15 protein-coding genes and 1 pseudogene are annotated in these 16184 nt (G+C 70.6%); 9 read left to right on the plus strand and 7 right to left on the minus strand.

The window, feature by feature from the left end; all coding sequences use genetic code 11:
• Positions 1-63: 63 nt before the first annotated feature.
• Positions 64-1452, minus strand: a pseudogene (locus ACIPSA_RS28425) (family 2B encapsulin nanocompartment shell protein); the annotation flags it as partial.
• 571 nt (positions 1453-2023) lie between these two features.
• On the opposite strand from ACIPSA_RS28425, the gene ACIPSA_RS28430 reads away from it, so the two are divergent.
• Together ACIPSA_RS28430 and pqqB are read left to right on the plus strand one after the other, a co-directional pair.
• Complete coding sequence (locus ACIPSA_RS28430) at positions 2024-3181, plus strand: hypothetical protein (RefSeq protein ID WP_402639375.1); 1158 nt, start codon at positions 2024-2026, stop codon at positions 3179-3181.
• Positions 3182-3194: 13 nt separating this feature from the next.
• Positions 3195-4091: a pyrroloquinoline quinone biosynthesis protein PqqB gene (pqqB, locus tag ACIPSA_RS28435; protein WP_402639377.1), complete on the plus strand. Its 897-nt coding sequence runs from the start codon at positions 3195-3197 to the stop codon at positions 4089-4091.
• 189 nt (positions 4092-4280) lie between these two features.
• Here pqqB and ACIPSA_RS28440 read toward each other — a convergent pair whose 3' ends face one another.
• From ACIPSA_RS28440 to ACIPSA_RS28465, 6 genes are all read right to left on the minus strand, one after another.
• Complete coding sequence (locus tag ACIPSA_RS28440) at positions 4281-4688, minus strand: MarR family winged helix-turn-helix transcriptional regulator (RefSeq protein ID WP_402639379.1); 408 nt, start codon at positions 4686-4688, stop codon at positions 4281-4283.
• 111 nt (positions 4689-4799) lie between these two features.
• Complete coding sequence (locus ACIPSA_RS28445) at positions 4800-5150, minus strand: VOC family protein (protein ID WP_402639381.1); 351 nt, start codon at positions 5148-5150, stop codon at positions 4800-4802.
• Positions 5151-5354: 204 nt separating this feature from the next.
• Complete coding sequence (locus ACIPSA_RS28450; RefSeq protein ID WP_402639383.1) at positions 5355-6389, minus strand: LacI family DNA-binding transcriptional regulator; 1035 nt, start codon at positions 6387-6389, stop codon at positions 5355-5357.
• A complete protein-coding gene (locus tag ACIPSA_RS28455; protein WP_402639385.1) occupies positions 6386-7291 on the minus strand; it encodes a carbohydrate ABC transporter permease in 906 nt (301 codons plus the stop codon). The genes ACIPSA_RS28450 and ACIPSA_RS28455 overlap by 4 nt, the downstream gene beginning before the upstream one ends.
• Positions 7288-8265: a carbohydrate ABC transporter permease gene (locus ACIPSA_RS28460; RefSeq protein WP_402639387.1), complete on the minus strand. Its 978-nt coding sequence runs from the start codon at positions 8263-8265 to the stop codon at positions 7288-7290. Before ACIPSA_RS28460 ends, ACIPSA_RS28455 begins: the two co-directional genes overlap by 4 nt.
• Positions 8262-9578, minus strand: coding sequence for an ABC transporter substrate-binding protein (locus tag ACIPSA_RS28465; protein ID WP_402639389.1), 1317 nt, complete (start codon positions 9576-9578; stop codon positions 8262-8264). Before ACIPSA_RS28465 ends, ACIPSA_RS28460 begins: the two co-directional genes overlap by 4 nt.
• A gap of 237 nt (positions 9579-9815) precedes the next feature.
• Here ACIPSA_RS28465 and ACIPSA_RS28470 point away from each other — a divergent pair, with 237 nt between their 5' ends.
• From ACIPSA_RS28470 to crcB (ACIPSA_RS28500), 7 genes are all read left to right on the plus strand, one after another.
• Positions 9816-11837 (plus strand): beta-galactosidase, encoded by a 2022-nt coding sequence (locus ACIPSA_RS28470; protein ID WP_402639391.1) that lies wholly within the window; start codon positions 9816-9818, stop codon positions 11835-11837.
• Positions 11838-11950: 113 nt separating this feature from the next.
• A complete protein-coding gene (locus tag ACIPSA_RS28475; protein WP_402639860.1) occupies positions 11951-13510 on the plus strand; it encodes a glycosyl hydrolase 53 family protein in 1560 nt (519 codons plus the stop codon).
• 60 nt (positions 13511-13570) lie between these two features.
• Positions 13571-13837 carry an ArsR family transcriptional regulator gene (locus ACIPSA_RS28480; RefSeq protein WP_402639393.1) on the plus strand — a complete coding sequence of 89 codons (267 nt, stop codon included), beginning with the start codon at positions 13571-13573 and terminating at the stop codon, positions 13835-13837.
• 63 nt (positions 13838-13900) lie between these two features.
• A complete protein-coding gene (locus tag ACIPSA_RS28485; protein WP_402639395.1) occupies positions 13901-14863 on the plus strand; it encodes an SMP-30/gluconolactonase/LRE family protein in 963 nt (320 codons plus the stop codon).
• A 94-nt stretch (positions 14864-14957) separates the two neighbouring features.
• Positions 14958-15419: a fluoride efflux transporter CrcB gene (gene crcB, locus ACIPSA_RS28490; protein ID WP_402639396.1), complete on the plus strand. Its 462-nt coding sequence runs from the start codon at positions 14958-14960 to the stop codon at positions 15417-15419.
• Complete coding sequence (locus ACIPSA_RS28495) at positions 15416-15796, plus strand: DUF190 domain-containing protein (RefSeq protein ID WP_402639398.1); 381 nt, start codon at positions 15416-15418, stop codon at positions 15794-15796. Before crcB (ACIPSA_RS28490) ends, ACIPSA_RS28495 begins: the two co-directional genes overlap by 4 nt.
• Positions 15793-16167: a fluoride efflux transporter CrcB gene (crcB, locus tag ACIPSA_RS28500; RefSeq protein ID WP_402639400.1), complete on the plus strand. Its 375-nt coding sequence runs from the start codon at positions 15793-15795 to the stop codon at positions 16165-16167. Before ACIPSA_RS28495 ends, crcB (ACIPSA_RS28500) begins: the two co-directional genes overlap by 4 nt.
• Positions 16168-16184: the final 17 nt, after the last annotated feature.

A 16184-nucleotide genomic window follows, 5' to 3' on the forward strand; every position in this document is an offset into this window, starting at 1 on the left:
GCCGGCCGGCGCCCGAATCCGGTCGGCCGCGCCCTCAGTCCCGGTCCCGGCGGAAGACCTCCACTCCAGGATGCCCAGCGCGTCCGGCACCAGCACCGCCGCCGAGTAGTAGGTGCTCACCAGGTAGGAGACCACCGCCTGCTCGTTGATGCCCATGAAGCGGACGTTCAGACCCGGTTCGATCTCGTCCGGGATACCCGTCTGGTGCAGGCCGATCACACCCTGGTCGTCCTCCCCGGTACGCATCGCGATGATCGACGACGTACGGGCCTCGGTGACCGGAATCTTGCCGCACGGCAGCAGGGGCACCCCGCGCCAGGCAGGCAGCTTGTGGCCGTTCAGCTCGACGCTGCCGAAGTACAGGCCCCGCTTGTTGCACTCCCGGCCGAACGCGGTGATCGCCCGCGGATGCGCGAACAGGAGGCGCGTGTCGCGTCGCATGCTCAGCAGCTCGTCCAGGTCGTCGGGGGTCGGCGGTCCGGAGCGGGTGGAGATCCGCTGGTCGTGGTCGGCGTTGTGCAGCAGTCCGAAGTCCCGGTTGTTGACAAGTTCGTGCTCCTGCCGTTCCCGCAACGCCTCCACCGTCAGGCGGAGTTGCTGCTGGGTCTGGTTCATCGGCCGGCTGTAGAGGTCGGCGACCCGGGTGTGCACCCTCAGCACGGTCTGCGCGACGCTCAGCTCGTACTCGCGCGGCTCCACCTCGTAGTCCACGAACGTGCCAGGGATGTCGGGCTCGCCGACATGCCCCGAGCTCAGCGCGATCTCGGCCTCGCCGGAGTCGTTGACCACCCGGTGCCCGTCCTGCCGGGCCCGGTCCACGTGTGCCCGCAGGTCGCCGTGCCGCTCCGCCACCTCCTGGTACGCCGTGTGCGGCAGCGCCAGCAGGACGGTGGCCGTCGCCGCGCGGGCGGTGAACTCCCAGGCACCGTCGAGGCCTGCCAGCACCTGGCCGCCGAACGCGTCGCCGTCGCTCAGCAGGCCCACCACCGTCTCGTCCCCGTACGGGCCCTCGCCGACCTGCTCCACCTTGCCGTGCGCGACGAGGTAGACATGGTCCGCCGGCCGGCCCGCCGCCGCGATCACCTGCCCGGGCGCGTACTCCCGCTGTTCGAACCGCGCCGCCAGCGCGTGCAGCGCGTCCCCGTCCGCGAACCCGCGCAGCAGCGGCAGTTCGCCCAGCTCCGCCGGGACCACCCTGACCTGCGCGCCCGTCCGTACGAACGTCACCCGCCCGTCGCCGAGCAGATACGACAGCCGCCGGTTGACGCGGTACGTTCCGCCCGGCACGTTCACCCACGGCAGCAGGCGCGTCAGCCACCGGGAGCTGATCCCCTGCATCTGGGGCTCGGACTTGGTCGTCGTCGTGAGATTCCGTGCCGCGGTGGTACCGAGGCTCTGCTGCTCCCGCTCCTCGGCGCCCGCCGCGGGAGCCGTACCGGTCTCGACCGACATACTTCCTTCTCTCCTGTAGCACCGGTGACGGCTCATGCGCGTGCCGTCACCTTCCGTGCCTACAGGTACCCGGGTCCGGTCACGTCGAGTGATGACCCGGGAGGGCGTGCGAGGCACGGTCCGCCGCGAACTGCCTCCGCACCACCCCCGGTTCCGCCGTCGGAACCCGGTTGGCGGTATCCGGTACGCGCCGGGCCGGGCGACGTTCCGGACAGTGGGCCCGGCCGCCGTGTGCACGGGGAGTGACCGGGCCCGACGGGTGGGCGGCTGTGGCGCACTCCCGCGCCTCGCTCCACCCGGAGGAGAACGAGCGGCGCCGACCCCGCTCGTCCGGGCGGCGATCACCGATCGCCGCGAGCACAGGGTAGGCGTACGGTACGTACCCGGCACTCCGCAATGCGTGGCCGTTGTCCGCACCGTTCGGCGGAATCCGGACGACGCCCTCCCGGACCGCCTCGGGCTCAGCGGCGCCGCGCGAACCGGCCGGGATCGGCCGAGCCCGTACGGCGCGCGTGACCCGTCTGCGAGGCTCCCGCCGTCCTCGGAGCGGGGTGCGGTTCAGAATGACCGCATGGCATGGATCTCCGCCGTGGCCGGGGCACTGGTTCTCGCAACTGTCCTCAGCAGCATCCTGCGCACCCTGGTGGTGCCTCGGGGGCTGTACTCCGTGCTGGTGTTCCGCCTGTGGTGGGTGCTGCGCAGGCTGCTGCGGCTCACCCACCGGCGGGGCGGCTACGAGGCCATCGACCACGCGCAGACCTGGCTCGCGCCGCTGATGCTGATCGGGATGCTCGCCAGCTGGCTCGGCGGGGCCCTCCTCGCGTTCGGGCTCCTGCTGCACGCGTTGTCCCCGCTGTCGTGGGCCGGCGCCTTCCGGGAGGCGGGCTCCAGCCTGCTCACCCTCGGCTTCGCCAGCGGCGACCGGCTGAACCTGTCGGCGCTCGACTTCGTCGCGGCGGCCACCGGCCCCGTCGTCATCGCCCTGCAGATCGCCTATCTCCCGACGCTCTACAGCGCCTACAACCGGCGTGAACTGGAGGTCACCCTCCTCCAGTCCCGGGCCGGGGAGCCCGCCTGGGGCCCGGAGCTCCTGGCCCGGCAGTGGCTGGTCGACACCGAGACCGCGCTGCCCGAGCTGTACCGCGCCTGGGAGCGGCTGGCCTCGGACATGGGCGAGAGCCACTCCACGTACCCGATCCTGCTGACCTTCCGCTCCCCGCGCCCGCACCGCAGCGCACTGGTCGGACTCGTCGCCGTCATGGACGCGGCCGCCATGCAGCTCTGCCTGGCCCCGCGTTCCGCCCCGCCGGAGGCGCGGCTGGTGCTGCGCGCCGGGTTCTCGGCCCTGCGCGACATCGCCCGCGCGCTGCACATCCCCTTCGACTCCGACCCGGCCCCCGAAGCCACGCTCCAGCTGACCTTCGGCGAGTTCGAGACGGCGGTGGCGAGGCTGGAGGAGGCCGGTTTCCTTCCCGAGCGCGGCGCCGAGGAGGCCTGGCCGCACTTCCAGGGCTGGCGGGTCAACTACGAGGCGGTCGCCTACGAGCTGTGCCGCCGCTGCGACGCGGTCCCCGCTCTGTGGACCGGCCCGCGCGACTTCCCCGCGAGCCCCATCCCGCCCCGGCGCCCGGCGGACCGGCGCCCCGGCGAAGGTCGGCCGGAACTGCCCCCTTCCGGGGGGTGGTCCACCGGCCACAGGAGGGAAGGTCCAAGCGGAGGAACCGGGTGAGCGAGAGGAGCGGATGGTCGTGAGGGTCGTCCTGCTGGGCACGGCCGCCGGCGGCGGCTTCCCACAGTGGAACTGCGCCTGCGCGCTGTGCGCGGCGGCCCGGGACGGCAAGCTGCCCTCCCGCACCCAGGAGTGCCTGGCGCTCACTGGCAACGGGCGGGACTGGTGGCTCCTCAACGCCTCGCCCGACATCCGCACCCAGTTCGCCGCCACCCCGGCGCTGTGGCCGGGACCCGGCCCCCGCGACACCCCGCTGAGGGGCGTGCTGCTCACGGACGCCGAGGCCGACCATGTCGCCGGCCTGACGGTGCTGCGCGGCGCGGCGGGCCTGAAGGTGTACGCGGCCGCGCCGGTCCGGGCCGTACTCGCCCCGGCCCGAGGCGCGCTCGACCGCTATACCCCCTGGGAGTGGGCCGACAGTCTGGCCGACGGCGGATTCGTGCTGGCCGGCGGCCTGGTCGTCACGGCCCGCCCGGTGGGGGCCAAGACTCCGAAGTACGTACCGTCCCTCGGAGGGAGTCCGGACGACCGCTGGGTGACGGCGTACCGTGTCGAGGACCTGGCCACCGGGCGCGTCCTCGTCTACGCGCCCTGTGTGGCCGCCTGGTCCCCCGTCCTGGACGAGCTGTGCGCGTCGGCGGACTGTGTGCTGTTCGACGGCACGTTCTTCACCGCCGACGAGATGGGGACGGCCGTGCGGCCCGGGGCCGGGCAGGGAGCCATGGGCCATCTTCCGGTCGCGGGTCCTGACGGCAGCCTCGCCGCGCTGGCCCGGTATCCCGGCACGCGCCGGATCTACACCCACCTCAACAACACGAACCCACTGCTCGACCCGGCCTCTGCGGCCCGGTCGCGGGTGGCCGAAACGGGCGTCGAAGTCCTGCCGGACGGAGCCGAGATCGTGGTCTAGCGCGATCCAGGACCTGACCGGCGGACCATGCCGCGGACGCGGGGCCCGGCACGCCCGTCCGCCGCGTTGTCGTCACTCGCCGACTCCCCCACGCTCGGCTGCGCTCGCGCGGGGGGGACCCCATGACCCCGCTCACCTGGGCTGATGAGGCGCCGTTGCTTTCCTGCGACCTGATCCGCCGGACAGGCCCTAACCGACGCTCTCCCCGGTGGGCTCCAGCATGCGCGCCAGCACCGCCCGCTGGAGCGGCTGCACCTCGGTGTGCAGGTCGCGGCCCTTGCGGGTGAGCGCGACCCAGACCCCGCGCCGGTCCTCCGCGCACACCGAGCGTTCCACCAGGCCGTCCTTCTCCAGGCGTCCGATCAGCCGGGACAGCGCGCTCTGGCTGAGATGGACCCGTCCGACGAGGTTCTGCACCCGGCACTGGTCGCCCTCCCGGGGAGACTCGGAGGCCAGGATGTCGAGCACCTCGAAGTCGCTCGCGCCCAGGCCGTGCGGGTGCAGGACCCGGTCTATCTCGCACATCGTGCGCGCGTGCACCGACAGGATGTCCCGCCAGCGTTCTTCGAGCCGGGCCTCGGCCGTCTTGACTGCCATACCAACTGCCATACCCGCACGGTAACACCGATTCAGCCAATCGTTGAGTGTGCAACTAGTGCGGGTGCAAGCAGGCGTACGGCCGCCACACAGCGGTACGGAAAACGGGGCTCAGGCGGCCGCGTCCTGGATGAGCCCCACGAGGTTGCCGTCGGCGTCCTTCACCGAGGCGATCAGCCTGCCGCCGCCGACGTCCTGCACGTCCTGGAGCAACTCGGCGCCCGTCTCCAGCAGGGCCGCGAGCCGCGCCCGGATGTCGGGGACGTGCCAGTACGGCACCGGCCCGGTCATGCCCTTGGCGTGCCCGTTCGGGTCGAGGCCCACGTCCTGCCCGGCGTCCTTGAAGCCGACGTAGTAGGGCTCGTCCGCGTAGGGCTGCACTTCCAGCAGGGCGGTGAACAGGGCCTTCGCCCGCTCGATGTCCTTGACGGGGTAGATGATCGTTTGAAGACCGGCGGTCATGGTGGACTCACTCCTCGGTGCCTGCGGGGCCGACGGGTCCGTCGGTGGTCCCACGCTAGGCCGCGGGAGCGCCGGGAGGCTTCTCCGATCCTGACCGGTTACGGTCCCTCGCCCCGCCCCCGCCCTTCGCTGTGCGGCACCTCGGTCACGGTCAGGACGGGGCTGGTCAGGCCGGGGGAGCGCTGACCAGCCGCGTGGTTGCGATCATGTCGACTCGCGGCGCACCAGCTCCGTCGGCAGGATCACCGCCGCCGGGTCCTCGCCCCCGATCTGGGCGAGCAGCACGCGGACCATCTCGTTGCTGATCCGGTCCCACGGCTGGCGGATCGTGGTGAGGGCAGGGCTGACCGCGGTCGCCGCCGGGGAGTCGTCGAAACCGCCGACAGCGATGTCGTCCGGCACCCGCTTGCCCGCCCGCTGAAGCACGGTGAGCACGCCCTGCGCCATCAGGTCGGAGGCGACGAACACGGCGTCCATGTCCGGCGCCCGGTCGAGCAGCCGCTCCGCGCCGGCCTCGCCGCTGGCCCGGCTGTAGTCCCCGGAGGCGATGAGCCGCTCGTCGATCTCGACGCCCGCCTCGGTGAGGACCTCCTTGTACCCGGCCAGGCGCTCGATACCGCCCGGGGTGTCCAGCGGGCCGGTGACCACGCCGATCCGCCGACGGCCCAGCGACAGCAGATGGCGCACCATGTCACGGGCACCGTCCCGGTCGTCGGCCGCCACGTAACTGACCTTGGAGCCCAGCCCGATCGGTTTGCCGCAGGCGACCAGCGGCACGCCCGCCTCGCGCAGCTCCTCGGCGACCGGGTCACCGGAGTGGCTGGAGACCAGCAGCACCCCGTCGACGTGCCCGGCCGTGATGTACCGCGTGATGCGCCGCCGCTCGTCCTTCGTGCCCGCGAGCATCAGCAGCAGCGGGATGTCGTGCGCGGCCAGTGCCTGCGTGCAGCCGCTCAGCAGCACATTGAAGTTGGGGTCCTCGAAGAATCTCTCCTGCGGCTCGGTCAGCAGGAAGCCGACCGAGTCCGAGCGCCCGGTGATCAGGGAGCGGGCGTGCCGGTTCACGACGTACCCCGTCCGGCGGATGGCGGCGTCGACCGCTTCCTGCGCGGCAGGGCTGACGTAGTGGCCGCCGTTGAGCACGCGCGAGACGGTGCCTCGGGAGACGCCCGCCTCACGCGCCACGTCGTGGATCGTCGGTGGTTTGCGCCGTCCCCCCGGATTGCTGCTCATGGTCATGACTTTACGGCCCCGGACAGCAGGTCCAGGCTCCAGAAGCGCTGGATGACCAGGAAGAGGGCGATGAGCGGGATCACCGCGAGGAACGCGCCCGTGATCACCAGGGTGTAGAGCGCCGGGGTGTTGGAGCCCTGTTCGAGGAGTGTGTACAGGCCCAGCGTGATCGGGAACTTCTCGTCGTCGCTGAGCATGATGTACGGCAGCAGGAAGTTGTTCCACACCGCCACGAACTGGAACAGGAACACCGTGACCATGCCGGGGATCATCATCGGCAGCGCGATCCGGGTGAAGATCCGCCACTCGCTCGCCCCGTCCATCCGCCCGGCCTCGACCACGTCACCGGGGACGGCGGCGGCCGCGTAGATCCGCGAGAGGTAGACGCCGTAGGGGGACAGGATCTGCGGGAGCAGTACGGACAGGTAGGTGTCCGTGAGGTCCGCCTTGGCCAGCAGCAGGTACTGCGGAATCGCGAGGATCACCGGAGGCATGAGCACGCCCGCGAGCAGGACGTTGAACATCGTCTCGCGGCCCCGGAAGCGGTAGGTCGCGAGGGCGTAGCCGCTGAACGCCGACACCGCGGTCGACAGCAGGGCGCCGAGCCCGGCGTACAGGGCGGAGTTGCCCATCCACTTCCAGTAGACACCGTCGCGGTAGGCGCTCAGATCCTTGAGGTTGTCGACGAAGCCGGTGCCCGGCAGGAAGGTGAAGGTGGAGAACAGATCGTGCCCGGACTTGGTGGACGCGATCACCACCCAGGCGACCGGCAGCAGCATGTAGACCGCGCCGATCAGCAGCGTGAGCGTCGGGACGAGCGCGATCCGGTGGCGCAGTGGCGGGCCCTGGGCCGTACCCGGGGTGGTGCCGGCGGCCGGCGCGGCCTTGCGGACGGCAAGAGAACTCATCCTGTTTCCTCCTGCCTGTTGCGGCGGTTCGCGGCCCGCAGGAACCCGAAGGACAGCACCAGCGTGGCGAGGGCGATCAGCGTCGCCTCGGCGGCCGCCGAATACGCGTCGTTCCGGCCGAAGGCGTCGTGGTACACCTTCATCAGCGGACTCCAGCTCGTGTTGATGGAGTTGGTCAGCGGTTTGAGGGTGGTCGGCTCGTTGAACACCTGGAGCGTCGCGATGATCGAGAAGAAGAAGGTCAGCACCAGCGAGGGCGCCACCATCGGGATCTTGATCTTCAGCGCGATCTGCAGCGGCGTGGCGCCGTCCAGCTTCGCCGCCTCGTACACCTCGGCGGGGATGGCCCGCAGCGAGGTGTAGATGACGATCATGTTGAAGCCGGTGCCGCCCCAGACCGCGATGTTCGACAGGGCCAGGTAGAGCGGGCCGCCGTCCAGCAGGTCGGGCTGCGGCAGGCCCAGCTTGTCGAGCACGTAGAAGAACGGGCTGACGTCCGGCACATAGAGGAAGCCCCACATCAGCGCCGCCACGACACCGGGGATGGAGTACGGCAGGAAGATCGCCAGCCGGCTGAACGGGGCGAACCTGACCTTGTCGGAGTCGAGCATCAGCGCGAACAACAGGGCGAGGCCGAGCATCATCGGGACCACGATGCAGCCGTAGCCGAGCACGCGCAGCGCGCTGCCGAAGAACTCGCTGTCCGTGAGGGCGTCGGTGTAGTTCTCCAGGCCGGCCCAGACCTCCTTCCGCGCGCCCGATCCCAGGCCGAGGCCGGAGACGTGCACCTTGCGGAAGCTGAGCCAGACCGCGTACCCGATGGGCAGCGCGAAGAACAGGGTGAAGAGGATCGTCGCGGGGAGGAGGAAGAAGTAGGGCGCGCGAAGCGCTCCTTTGAGGGCGGTGGTGGGAGACGGGTGGGCGTACGGGGCCCCCTTGACCCCGTACGACCTCCGGCGTGCCGGGCTGGTCACTGAGAAACCCCGAAGCCCTGCTTCTTCATGTCGGCGACCGTGGCGTCCTGCATCGTCTTCAGGGCGGCGGCGAAGTCCGACTTGTTCTTGGCGGCGGTGCCGAACGCGTCGTTGAAGGTCGCGTAGGCGACGTTCACGTTCGGGCCCCATGCGGACGGCGCGGTGGTCTTCGCTATCTCGGCGGCCTTGGTGTAGAAGTCCGCCTGGTTGGAGAAGAACGCGGGCGGGTTGGAGAAGGCGCCGCTGGTCTGGGCGGAGGTGGAGGCGGGGTAGATGCCGCCCTCCTTCGCCAGGGCGTTGAGGGCGTCGCCGTCGGTGTTCAGCCAGGCGGCGAACTTGGCAGCGGCCGCCTGGTGCTGGGAGTCGGTGGTGACGGCGGTCGACGAGCCGCCCCAGCTGCCGGTCACGTGCTCGGTCTCCGACCACTGGGGGAGCGGGGCCATGGCCCACTTGCCCTTGGTGTCGGGCGCGGCCGTGGTGAGCGTGCCCGGCGCCCACACTGCGCTGACCCAGGCGATCTCCTTGCCCGTGTCGAGCGCCTTGTTCCAGGCCGGCTGGTACATCGCCTGGTTGTCGATGGCTCCTTCCTTCACCAGCCCGCCCCAGAACTTGGCGACCTTCTGGGTGGCCGCGTCGTCGATGGCGACCTTCCACTTGTCGCCGGAGGTGGTCCACCACTTGGCGCCGGCCTGCTGGGCGAGCCCCGCGAAGAGCCCGGAGTCGTTGGCGGAGAAGGTGGTCAGGGCCTTGTCCGGTGCCTTCTTCTTCAGCGCGCGGGCGGTCTCGGCGAACTGCTCCCAGGTGGTGGGGACCTTGAGGCCGTACTTCTTGAACAGGTCCGCGCGGTAGTAGAACATCATCGGGCCGATGTCCTGCGGCACCGCGTAGACGGCGTCCGTGCCCAGTGTGGTCTGCTGCCAGACGCCGTCGGCGAACTTGCTCTTCGCGTCGCCGACCTCCTTGGATATGTCGGCCAGCGCGTCATTGCTGACCAGCGTCGGCAGCGCCTGGTACTCGGCCTGGACCAGGTCGGGCGCCTTCTTCGCCTTGTGCGCGGTGAGGATCTTGGTGACCAGCGTGTCGCCGGACGCCTGCTTCTTCACCGTGACCGTGATCTGGTCCTTCTTCCCCGGGCCCTTGTTCCACAGGTCCACGACCTTGTCCATGCCCGGCGTCCAGGTCCAGTACGTCAGCGAGACCGGACCGGACTCGGTCTTGCTGTTGTCGGACGAGCCGCAGGCGGCGAGGGCGGTGGCGCCGAGCGCGACGGCGACGGCGGTTGTCACGAGGCGACGGCGCTTCGTGTACGGCATGGATCTCTCCCCTGACCTGGGTCCCCGCCTGCTGCGGAGACCTGCCATGCAGATGTGTGATCGTTCACATGGCCGAGTCCCGCCCGTCGCGAGGCGCTGCCATGCTTCTGTGAGCGTTCACAGTAGAGAAACATCCCGGACACTTGTCAATGGTTGTTGCTGTGCGGTTATGTTGGGCTCACGCCGCCAACGATGTGTGTGCACGTTCCCAAATGATCGACTAAACGGGAGAGATCCATGCCGGACACCACCCCCAGGGGCCTCACCAGGCTTGCCTTCGGTGGGGACTACAACCCCGAGCAGTGGCCGGAAAGCGTCTGGCACGAGGACGTCCGGCTGATGCGGGAGGCCGGCGTCACGATGGTCAGCGTCGGGATCTTCTCCTGGGCGCTCCTGGAGCCCTCACCCGGCGAGTACGACTTCGGCTGGCTGGACCGGATCATCGACCTGCTGCACGAGAACGGCATCCGCGTCGACCTCGGCACGCCCACCGTGGTGCCCCCGGCCTGGTTCTACCGGGCCCACCCCGAGGCGCTGCCGGTGACCGCCGAGGGCGTGCGCCACGAGTTCGGCTCCCGCGGCGCCATCTGCCACAGCAATGCCGACTACCGGGCGGCCGCCGCGGGCATCACCACGAAGCTGGCCGAACGCTACGGCGCCCACCCGGCGCTGGCGATGTGGCACGTGCACAACGAGTACGGCGTCCCTGTCTCGGCCTGCTACTGCGACTCCTGCGCCGCCCATTTCCGCCGCTGGCTGGCGGACACCCACGGAACCGTCGAGGGCGTCAACGAGGCCTGGGGCACCGCCTTCTGGGGCCAGCGCTACACGGATCTGGAGCAGATCAACCCGCCGCGCGTGACGCCGACCGTCGGCAACCCGGGCCAGGCGCTGGACTACAAGCGGTTCGCCGACGCCACCATCCGGGAGAACTTCCGTATGGAACGGGACATCCTGCACCGCCTGTCCCCGGGCATCCCGGTCACGACCAACTTCATGACCGCGCTCAGCCAGTGCGACTCCCTGGACTACTGGGCCTGGGGCCGCGAGGTCGACATCGTCACCAACGACCACTATCTGATCACCGACGGCCGTCGCACCCACGTCAACCTCGCGATGGCCGCCGACCTCACCCGCTCCGTCGCCGGCGGCGCCCCCTGGCTGCTGCTCGAACACTCCACCTCGGGCGTCAGCTGGCAGCCCCGCAACCCCGCCAAGGCCCCGGGCCAGATGGCCCGCAACTCTCTAGCGCACGTGGCCCGCGGCTCCGACGGCGCCATGTTCTTCCAGTGGCGGCAGTCCCGGCGCGGCGCCGAGAAGTTCCACTCGGCGATGCTCCCGCACGGCGGCACCGAGACCCGCGTGTGGCGCGAGGTGGTCGAACTCGGTGCCTCCCTGGACTCGCTGGCTTCGGTCCGCGGCTCCCGCACGCAGGCCGATGTCGCGGTCCTGTGGGACTGGCAGTCCTGGTGGGGGCAGAACCTGCAGTGGCGCCCCAGCGAGGACCACGACCCGCGTGAGCGTGCCGACGCCTTCTACGAGGCCCTCTACGACCGTCACCTCACGGTCGACTTCGCCCACCCGGAAGCCGACTTGTCGACCTATCCCCTTGTCGTCGTCCCCGCCCTGTACCTGATGACGGAGGCCGCGGGGAACAACCTCAGGGAGTACGTCGAGAACGGCGGCACCCTCGTCGTGTCGTACTTCTCCGGGATCGTCGACGAACACGACGCCGTGCACGAGGGCGCGTATCCGGGCCCGCTGCGTGATGTCCTGGGCCTGACCGTGGAGGAGTTCGCACCGCTGCTCCAGGGCGAACGCGTGCGCGTCACCGGCCTCGACGGCTCCGAGCTCACCGGCGACGTGTGGACGGAGTTCGTGGTGCCGCGCGGCGCCGACACCGTGTGGACGTACGCCGACGGGCTCACCGCCGGCCACCCGGCCGTCACCCGAAACCGGCTCGGCGGCGGCACCGCCTGGTACGTGTCGACCCGCCTCGACGCGCAGGGCCTGGACGCCCTGCTCGGCTGGGCCGCCGACGACGCCCGCATCGCGCCGCGCGCCGACCTGCCCCGCGACGTCGAGGTCGTACGCCGCACCGGCGAGTCCGGGACCTTCCTGTTCGCGATCAACCACACCGCCAGCGACGCCAAGGTGCCGCTGGACGCGCACGGCACCGAGCTGCTGACGGGCGAACGAGCCGCGGGCCGTCTCGCGGTACCCGCAGGGGCCGTCCGGGTCGTACGACTCGACGGCTGAGCCGGTTCCCTCCGCCCGCGCGAGCCGGTAGAGCCGCGGGCGGAGGGGTTCTCCTCCGGCCCCCATCGGAGGACACCTCCAACCCAGTTACGTCGAAGGGACGACGGACGATGATGTTCCATCCCAGACGCACCATCAGAGCCCTGCTGCTGCCGCTCGCGGCCGGGCTCGCCCTCACCGCCCTGCCCGCCCTGCCCGCCCAGGCGGCGAGCACCCTCACCAACGGCGGTTTCGAGTCCGACGGCGCCGGCGTGGCCGTGCCCAGCGGCTGGTCGGAGTCCGGATCCACCGGAGCCTCGTACACCGAGTCCGGCGGCCACGGCGGGAGTTACCGCCTGACCCACTACTCGTCCGCCGCCTACAAGGTGGAGACGTACCAGTACCTGTCCGGGCTGACCAACGGCAACTACACCCTCACCGCCTGGGTCCGCTCCAGCGGCGGGCAGAACTCCGCCTACATAGCCCTCAAGAACTGCGGCAGTTCGGAGCAGCGCACGGACCTGCCGATCTCGTCCAGCGGATGGATCCGTGTCGTCACGCCGATCAACGTGACCAACAACCAGTGCACCGTCAGCATCAACAGTGACGCGAACGCGGGCAACTGGATCAATGTTGACGACCTGACCTTCACGTCCGGTACGACGAGCACGTCGATCCATGGCGCCGACATCTCCTCCCTCGCCAAGAGCGAGGCCAAGGGCGGCGTCTACAAGAGCAGCTCCGGCACCACCGGTGACGCCCTCGCCATCCTGAAGTCGTACGGCATGAACTACGCCCGGCTGAAGGTGTGGGTGAACCCGGCCGACGGCTACAACAACAGGGCGCGCGTGCTGGCGATGGCCAAGCGCATCAAGGCCCAGGGCATGAAGCTCCTGGTCGACTTCCACTACTCCGACACCTGGGCCGACCCGGGAACCCAGACCAAGCCGGCCGCCTGGGCGAGCCACTCGTACAGTCAGCTCAAGACAGACGTGTACAACCACACGTACGACGTGCTGAACGCGTTGAAGGCTCAAGGCACCACCGCCGACATGGTCCAGGTGGGCAATGAGATCAATGGCGGCATGCTGTGGTCCGAGGGATCGACGGACAACTGGTCGCAGCTCGCCGGTCTGCTCAACTCCGGCTATGACGCCGTCAAGGCCGTCAACTCGTCCACCGTCGTCGCGCTGCACCTCGCCAAGGGCGGTGACAAGGCCGGCACCGAGTGGTGGTTCGACAACGCGGTCTCCAACGGTGTGAAGTTCGACGCCATCGGCCTGTCGTACTACGGCTACTGGCACGGCCCGCTCTCCGACTTCCAGACCACCCTGGACGACGCGGCCTCCCGCTACGGCAAGCCGGTCTTCGTCGCCGAGACGGCCTACCCCTTCCGCCTGGACAGCGACGACTCGCTCACCAACCAGATCGACACCACCGGTGAGCTGGTCTCCGGCTACCCGGCGACCGTGGCCGGCCAGACCAAGTGGATGAACGACGTGGCGAGCATCGTGGAGGCCGTCCCCAACGGCCGCGGCCTCGGCGTCTTCTACTGGGAGGCCACCTGGACCGCCGTCACCGGCAACGGCTGGGACCCGACCGACGCCACCTCCGGCAACGGCTGGGAGAACCAGGCCCTGTTCGGCTACGACGACAAGGCGCTCTCCTCCATGACGTGGTTCAGCCACCGCTGAGCCATCGCTGACCGGGCCCGGCCGTATTAGGGGACGGCCGGGCCCTTCGGCGCCCTCGGCGTGAGGCGCCTGGACATCTTCGAGTGGCTGAAGGACCCGGCGGCCCACTTCCCGCCGCAGCGCCACGGCGACCTGGTCGAGGACGGAGTCACCGCACGGGCTGCCGCCGCCAAGCTCGGCGTGCCGCGCCGCGTCGCCGTCACCCACCTCGGCCTCCTCACCCGCCTCGGCCTCCTGCGCACCAGGAGAATCCGCCACCGCACGTACTACCGCCGTGACGAGGTCCGCGTGGCCGAGGTGGCCCGGATGTTCGAGAAGGGCTGGTAGGCGACCCCCGACACGGGGACCCGGCTGCGAGGATGGCCGTCCCCGACCGCGAAGGGCACGTACATGGACCGTCCCACCGCACTCGTCCCCCGTCAGCACGTCGCGATCGGCGGCCATGGTCCGGAGGACGTGGTGGTCGACGCCCGTGGCCGCGTCCTGACCGGCGTCGACGACGGCCGCATCCTGCGCCTCGACGGGCTGACGGGCCCGGCCGCGGCCCGCGTCGAGGTACTCGCCGAGACCGGCGGCCGCCCGCTCGGACTCGAACCCCTCCCGGACGGAGACCTGCTGGTCTGCGACGCCGAACGCGGGCTGCTCCGGGTCGGCCTCGGCGACGGCGTCGTCCGCGTCCTCGCCGACTCGGTCGCGGGGGAGCGGCTGCGGTTCTGCAGCAACGCGGTCGCCCTCTCCGACGGCAGCGTCTACTTCACCGTCTCCAGTCGCCGCTACCCCCTCGCGCACTGGATCGGCGACGTCGTCGAGCACACCGGCACCGGACGCCTGCTGCGGCTCCCGGCCGGCGGCGGCACTCCGGAAGTGGTCCTGGAGGGGCTGCAGTTCGCCAACGGTCTCGCGCCCGCCGCCGACGAGTCCTTCCTGGTCGTCGCCGAGACCGGTGCGTACCGCCTCACCCGCTTCTGGCTCTCCGGCCCGCGTGCCGGACACACCGAACCCTTCGCCGAGAACCTCCCGGGCATGCCCGACAACCTCTGGCGCGGCCGCGGCGACGGCCCGATCTGGGTGGCCCTGGCCGGACCGCGCGTCCCCCCGCTGGACCTGCTCCACCGGACCCCGCCCGCGGTGCGCCGCGCCGCGGCCCGGGCCGCCGTCCGCGCCCCGTACCGGCCGACGGGCACGGTCGGCGTCCTGGCCCTCGACGACGACGGCCGGATCGTCCACCACCTCACCCGCCGTCATTCCCGCTTCCGCATGGTCACCAGCGTCTGCGAGACCGACGGACACCTGATCCTGGGGAGCATCTGGGAACGCGGCGTCGCGGTGTGCGAGCGGCCCGCCGCGAAGTGACCCGCGCGTACACCCGGCGGTACCCTGTTCCCCGACCGTGATCACCCGGCAGTGGGGCCGAACAGCGGTGGGGCCGAACAGGAGACGTACGACCATGACCGCCCCGGAAGCCGAGAGCCTCCGCGTCCAGCCCGGCCCGTCGAGACGGTCCGCCCGGCGTGCCCAGGCTCCCGTCCTCGCGGTGGTCGCGCTCGGCGGCGCGCTGGGCGCGACGGCCCGCTACGCCCTGACCCTGTGGTGGCCCACACCGTCCGGAGGCTTTCCCTGGGCCACCTTCGTGACCAATGTCGTCGGATGCGCCGTGATAGGCGTGTTCATGGTGATCATCACCGACGTGTGGGCCGCCCACCGCCTCGTGCGCCCCTTCTTCGGCACCGGTGTGCTCGGCGGCTTCACCACCTTCTCCACGTACGCCGTCGACATCCAGAGGCTGGCCGACAGCGGCCACCCCGCCAAGGGGCTGGCCTATCTCGCCGCGACCCTGTGCGCGGCTCTCGCCGCGGTGTGGCTCGGCTCCGCCGCGGCCCGCCGTGTCCTGACCGGGAGGCAGTCATGACCAGGCTCACCGGGCGCGCCCTGCGCGTGACCGTCTACATCGGCGAGAGCGACACCTGGCACCACAAGCCTCTCTACTCCGAGATCGTGCACCGCGCGCACACGGCCGGCCTCGCGGGCGCCAGCGTCTTCCGCGGTGTCGAGGGCTTCGGCGCCTCGTCGCGGATCCACACCTCGCGGCTGCTGTCGCTGAGCGAGGACCTGCCCGTGGCCGTCGTCATCGTGGACACCGAGGAGCGTGTCCGGGCGTTCCTGCCGCAGCTCGACGAACTGGTCACCGAGGGACTGGTGACCCTCGACGACTGTGAGGTCATCCGGTACGTGGGTCGCGACGAGAGTCGGGGCAAAACGGACGCGAAGGGTAAGAAGTCGTCGTGAACTGGCTGCTGGTCGTCCTCGGGGCCGTGGTCGGCGCTCCGCTGCGCTATCTGACCGACCGGGCGGTGCAGTCGCGGCACGACTCGGTCTTCCCCTGGGGCACCTGCGTGGTGAACGTCACCGGATGCCTGATCCTCGGCCTGCTGACCGGCGCGGTCTCGGCGGGCGCCGCGGGTGCGCACCTTCAGCTCCTGCTGGGCACCGGCCTGTGCGGGGCCCTGACGACCTACTCGACCTTCTCCTACGAGACCCTCAGGCTGACCGAGACGGGTGCGGGGCTCTACGCTGCCGCCAACGTCGTCGCGAGTGTGGTGGCGGGTCTCGGAGCGGCCTTCGCCGGAGTGTCGATCGCCGAAGTGCTGTGGGCGTAGGCATTTGTCAGACGCCC

Origin of the sequence: Streptomyces sp. NPDC086549, from assembly GCF_044746205.1 — a bacterium.
Taxonomy (GTDB): domain Bacteria; phylum Actinomycetota; class Actinomycetes; order Streptomycetales; family Streptomycetaceae; genus Streptomyces.

Coding starts and splice junctions, on each gene's coding strand:
- ACIPSA_RS28430 (WP_402639375.1), top strand. CDS start 2,024: ATGGCATGGATCTCCGCCGTGGCCGGGGCACTGGTTCTCGCAACTGTC.
- crcB (WP_402639396.1), top strand. CDS start 14,958: ATGACCGCCCCGGAAGCCGAGAGCCTCCGCGTCCAGCCCGGCCCGTCG.
- pqqB (WP_402639377.1), top strand. CDS start 3,195: ATGGTCGTGAGGGTCGTCCTGCTGGGCACGGCCGCCGGCGGCGGCTTC.
- ACIPSA_RS28470 (WP_402639391.1), top strand. CDS start 9,816: ATGCCGGACACCACCCCCAGGGGCCTCACCAGGCTTGCCTTCGGTGGG.
- ACIPSA_RS28465 (WP_402639389.1), bottom strand. CDS start 9,578: ATGCCGTACACGAAGCGCCGTCGCCTCGTGACAACCGCCGTCGCCGTC.
- ACIPSA_RS28485 (WP_402639395.1), top strand. CDS start 13,901: ATGGACCGTCCCACCGCACTCGTCCCCCGTCAGCACGTCGCGATCGGC.
- ACIPSA_RS28495 (WP_402639398.1), top strand. CDS start 15,416: ATGACCAGGCTCACCGGGCGCGCCCTGCGCGTGACCGTCTACATCGGC.
- ACIPSA_RS28440 (WP_402639379.1), bottom strand. CDS start 4,688: ATGGCAGTCAAGACGGCCGAGGCCCGGCTCGAAGAACGCTGGCGGGAC.
- ACIPSA_RS28445 (WP_402639381.1), bottom strand. CDS start 5,150: ATGACCGCCGGTCTTCAAACGATCATCTACCCCGTCAAGGACATCGAG.
- ACIPSA_RS28450 (WP_402639383.1), bottom strand. CDS start 6,389: ATGACCATGAGCAGCAATCCGGGGGGACGGCGCAAACCACCGACGATC.
- ACIPSA_RS28455 (WP_402639385.1), bottom strand. CDS start 7,291: ATGAGTTCTCTTGCCGTCCGCAAGGCCGCGCCGGCCGCCGGCACCACC.
- ACIPSA_RS28475 (WP_402639860.1), top strand. CDS start 11,951: ATGTTCCATCCCAGACGCACCATCAGAGCCCTGCTGCTGCCGCTCGCG.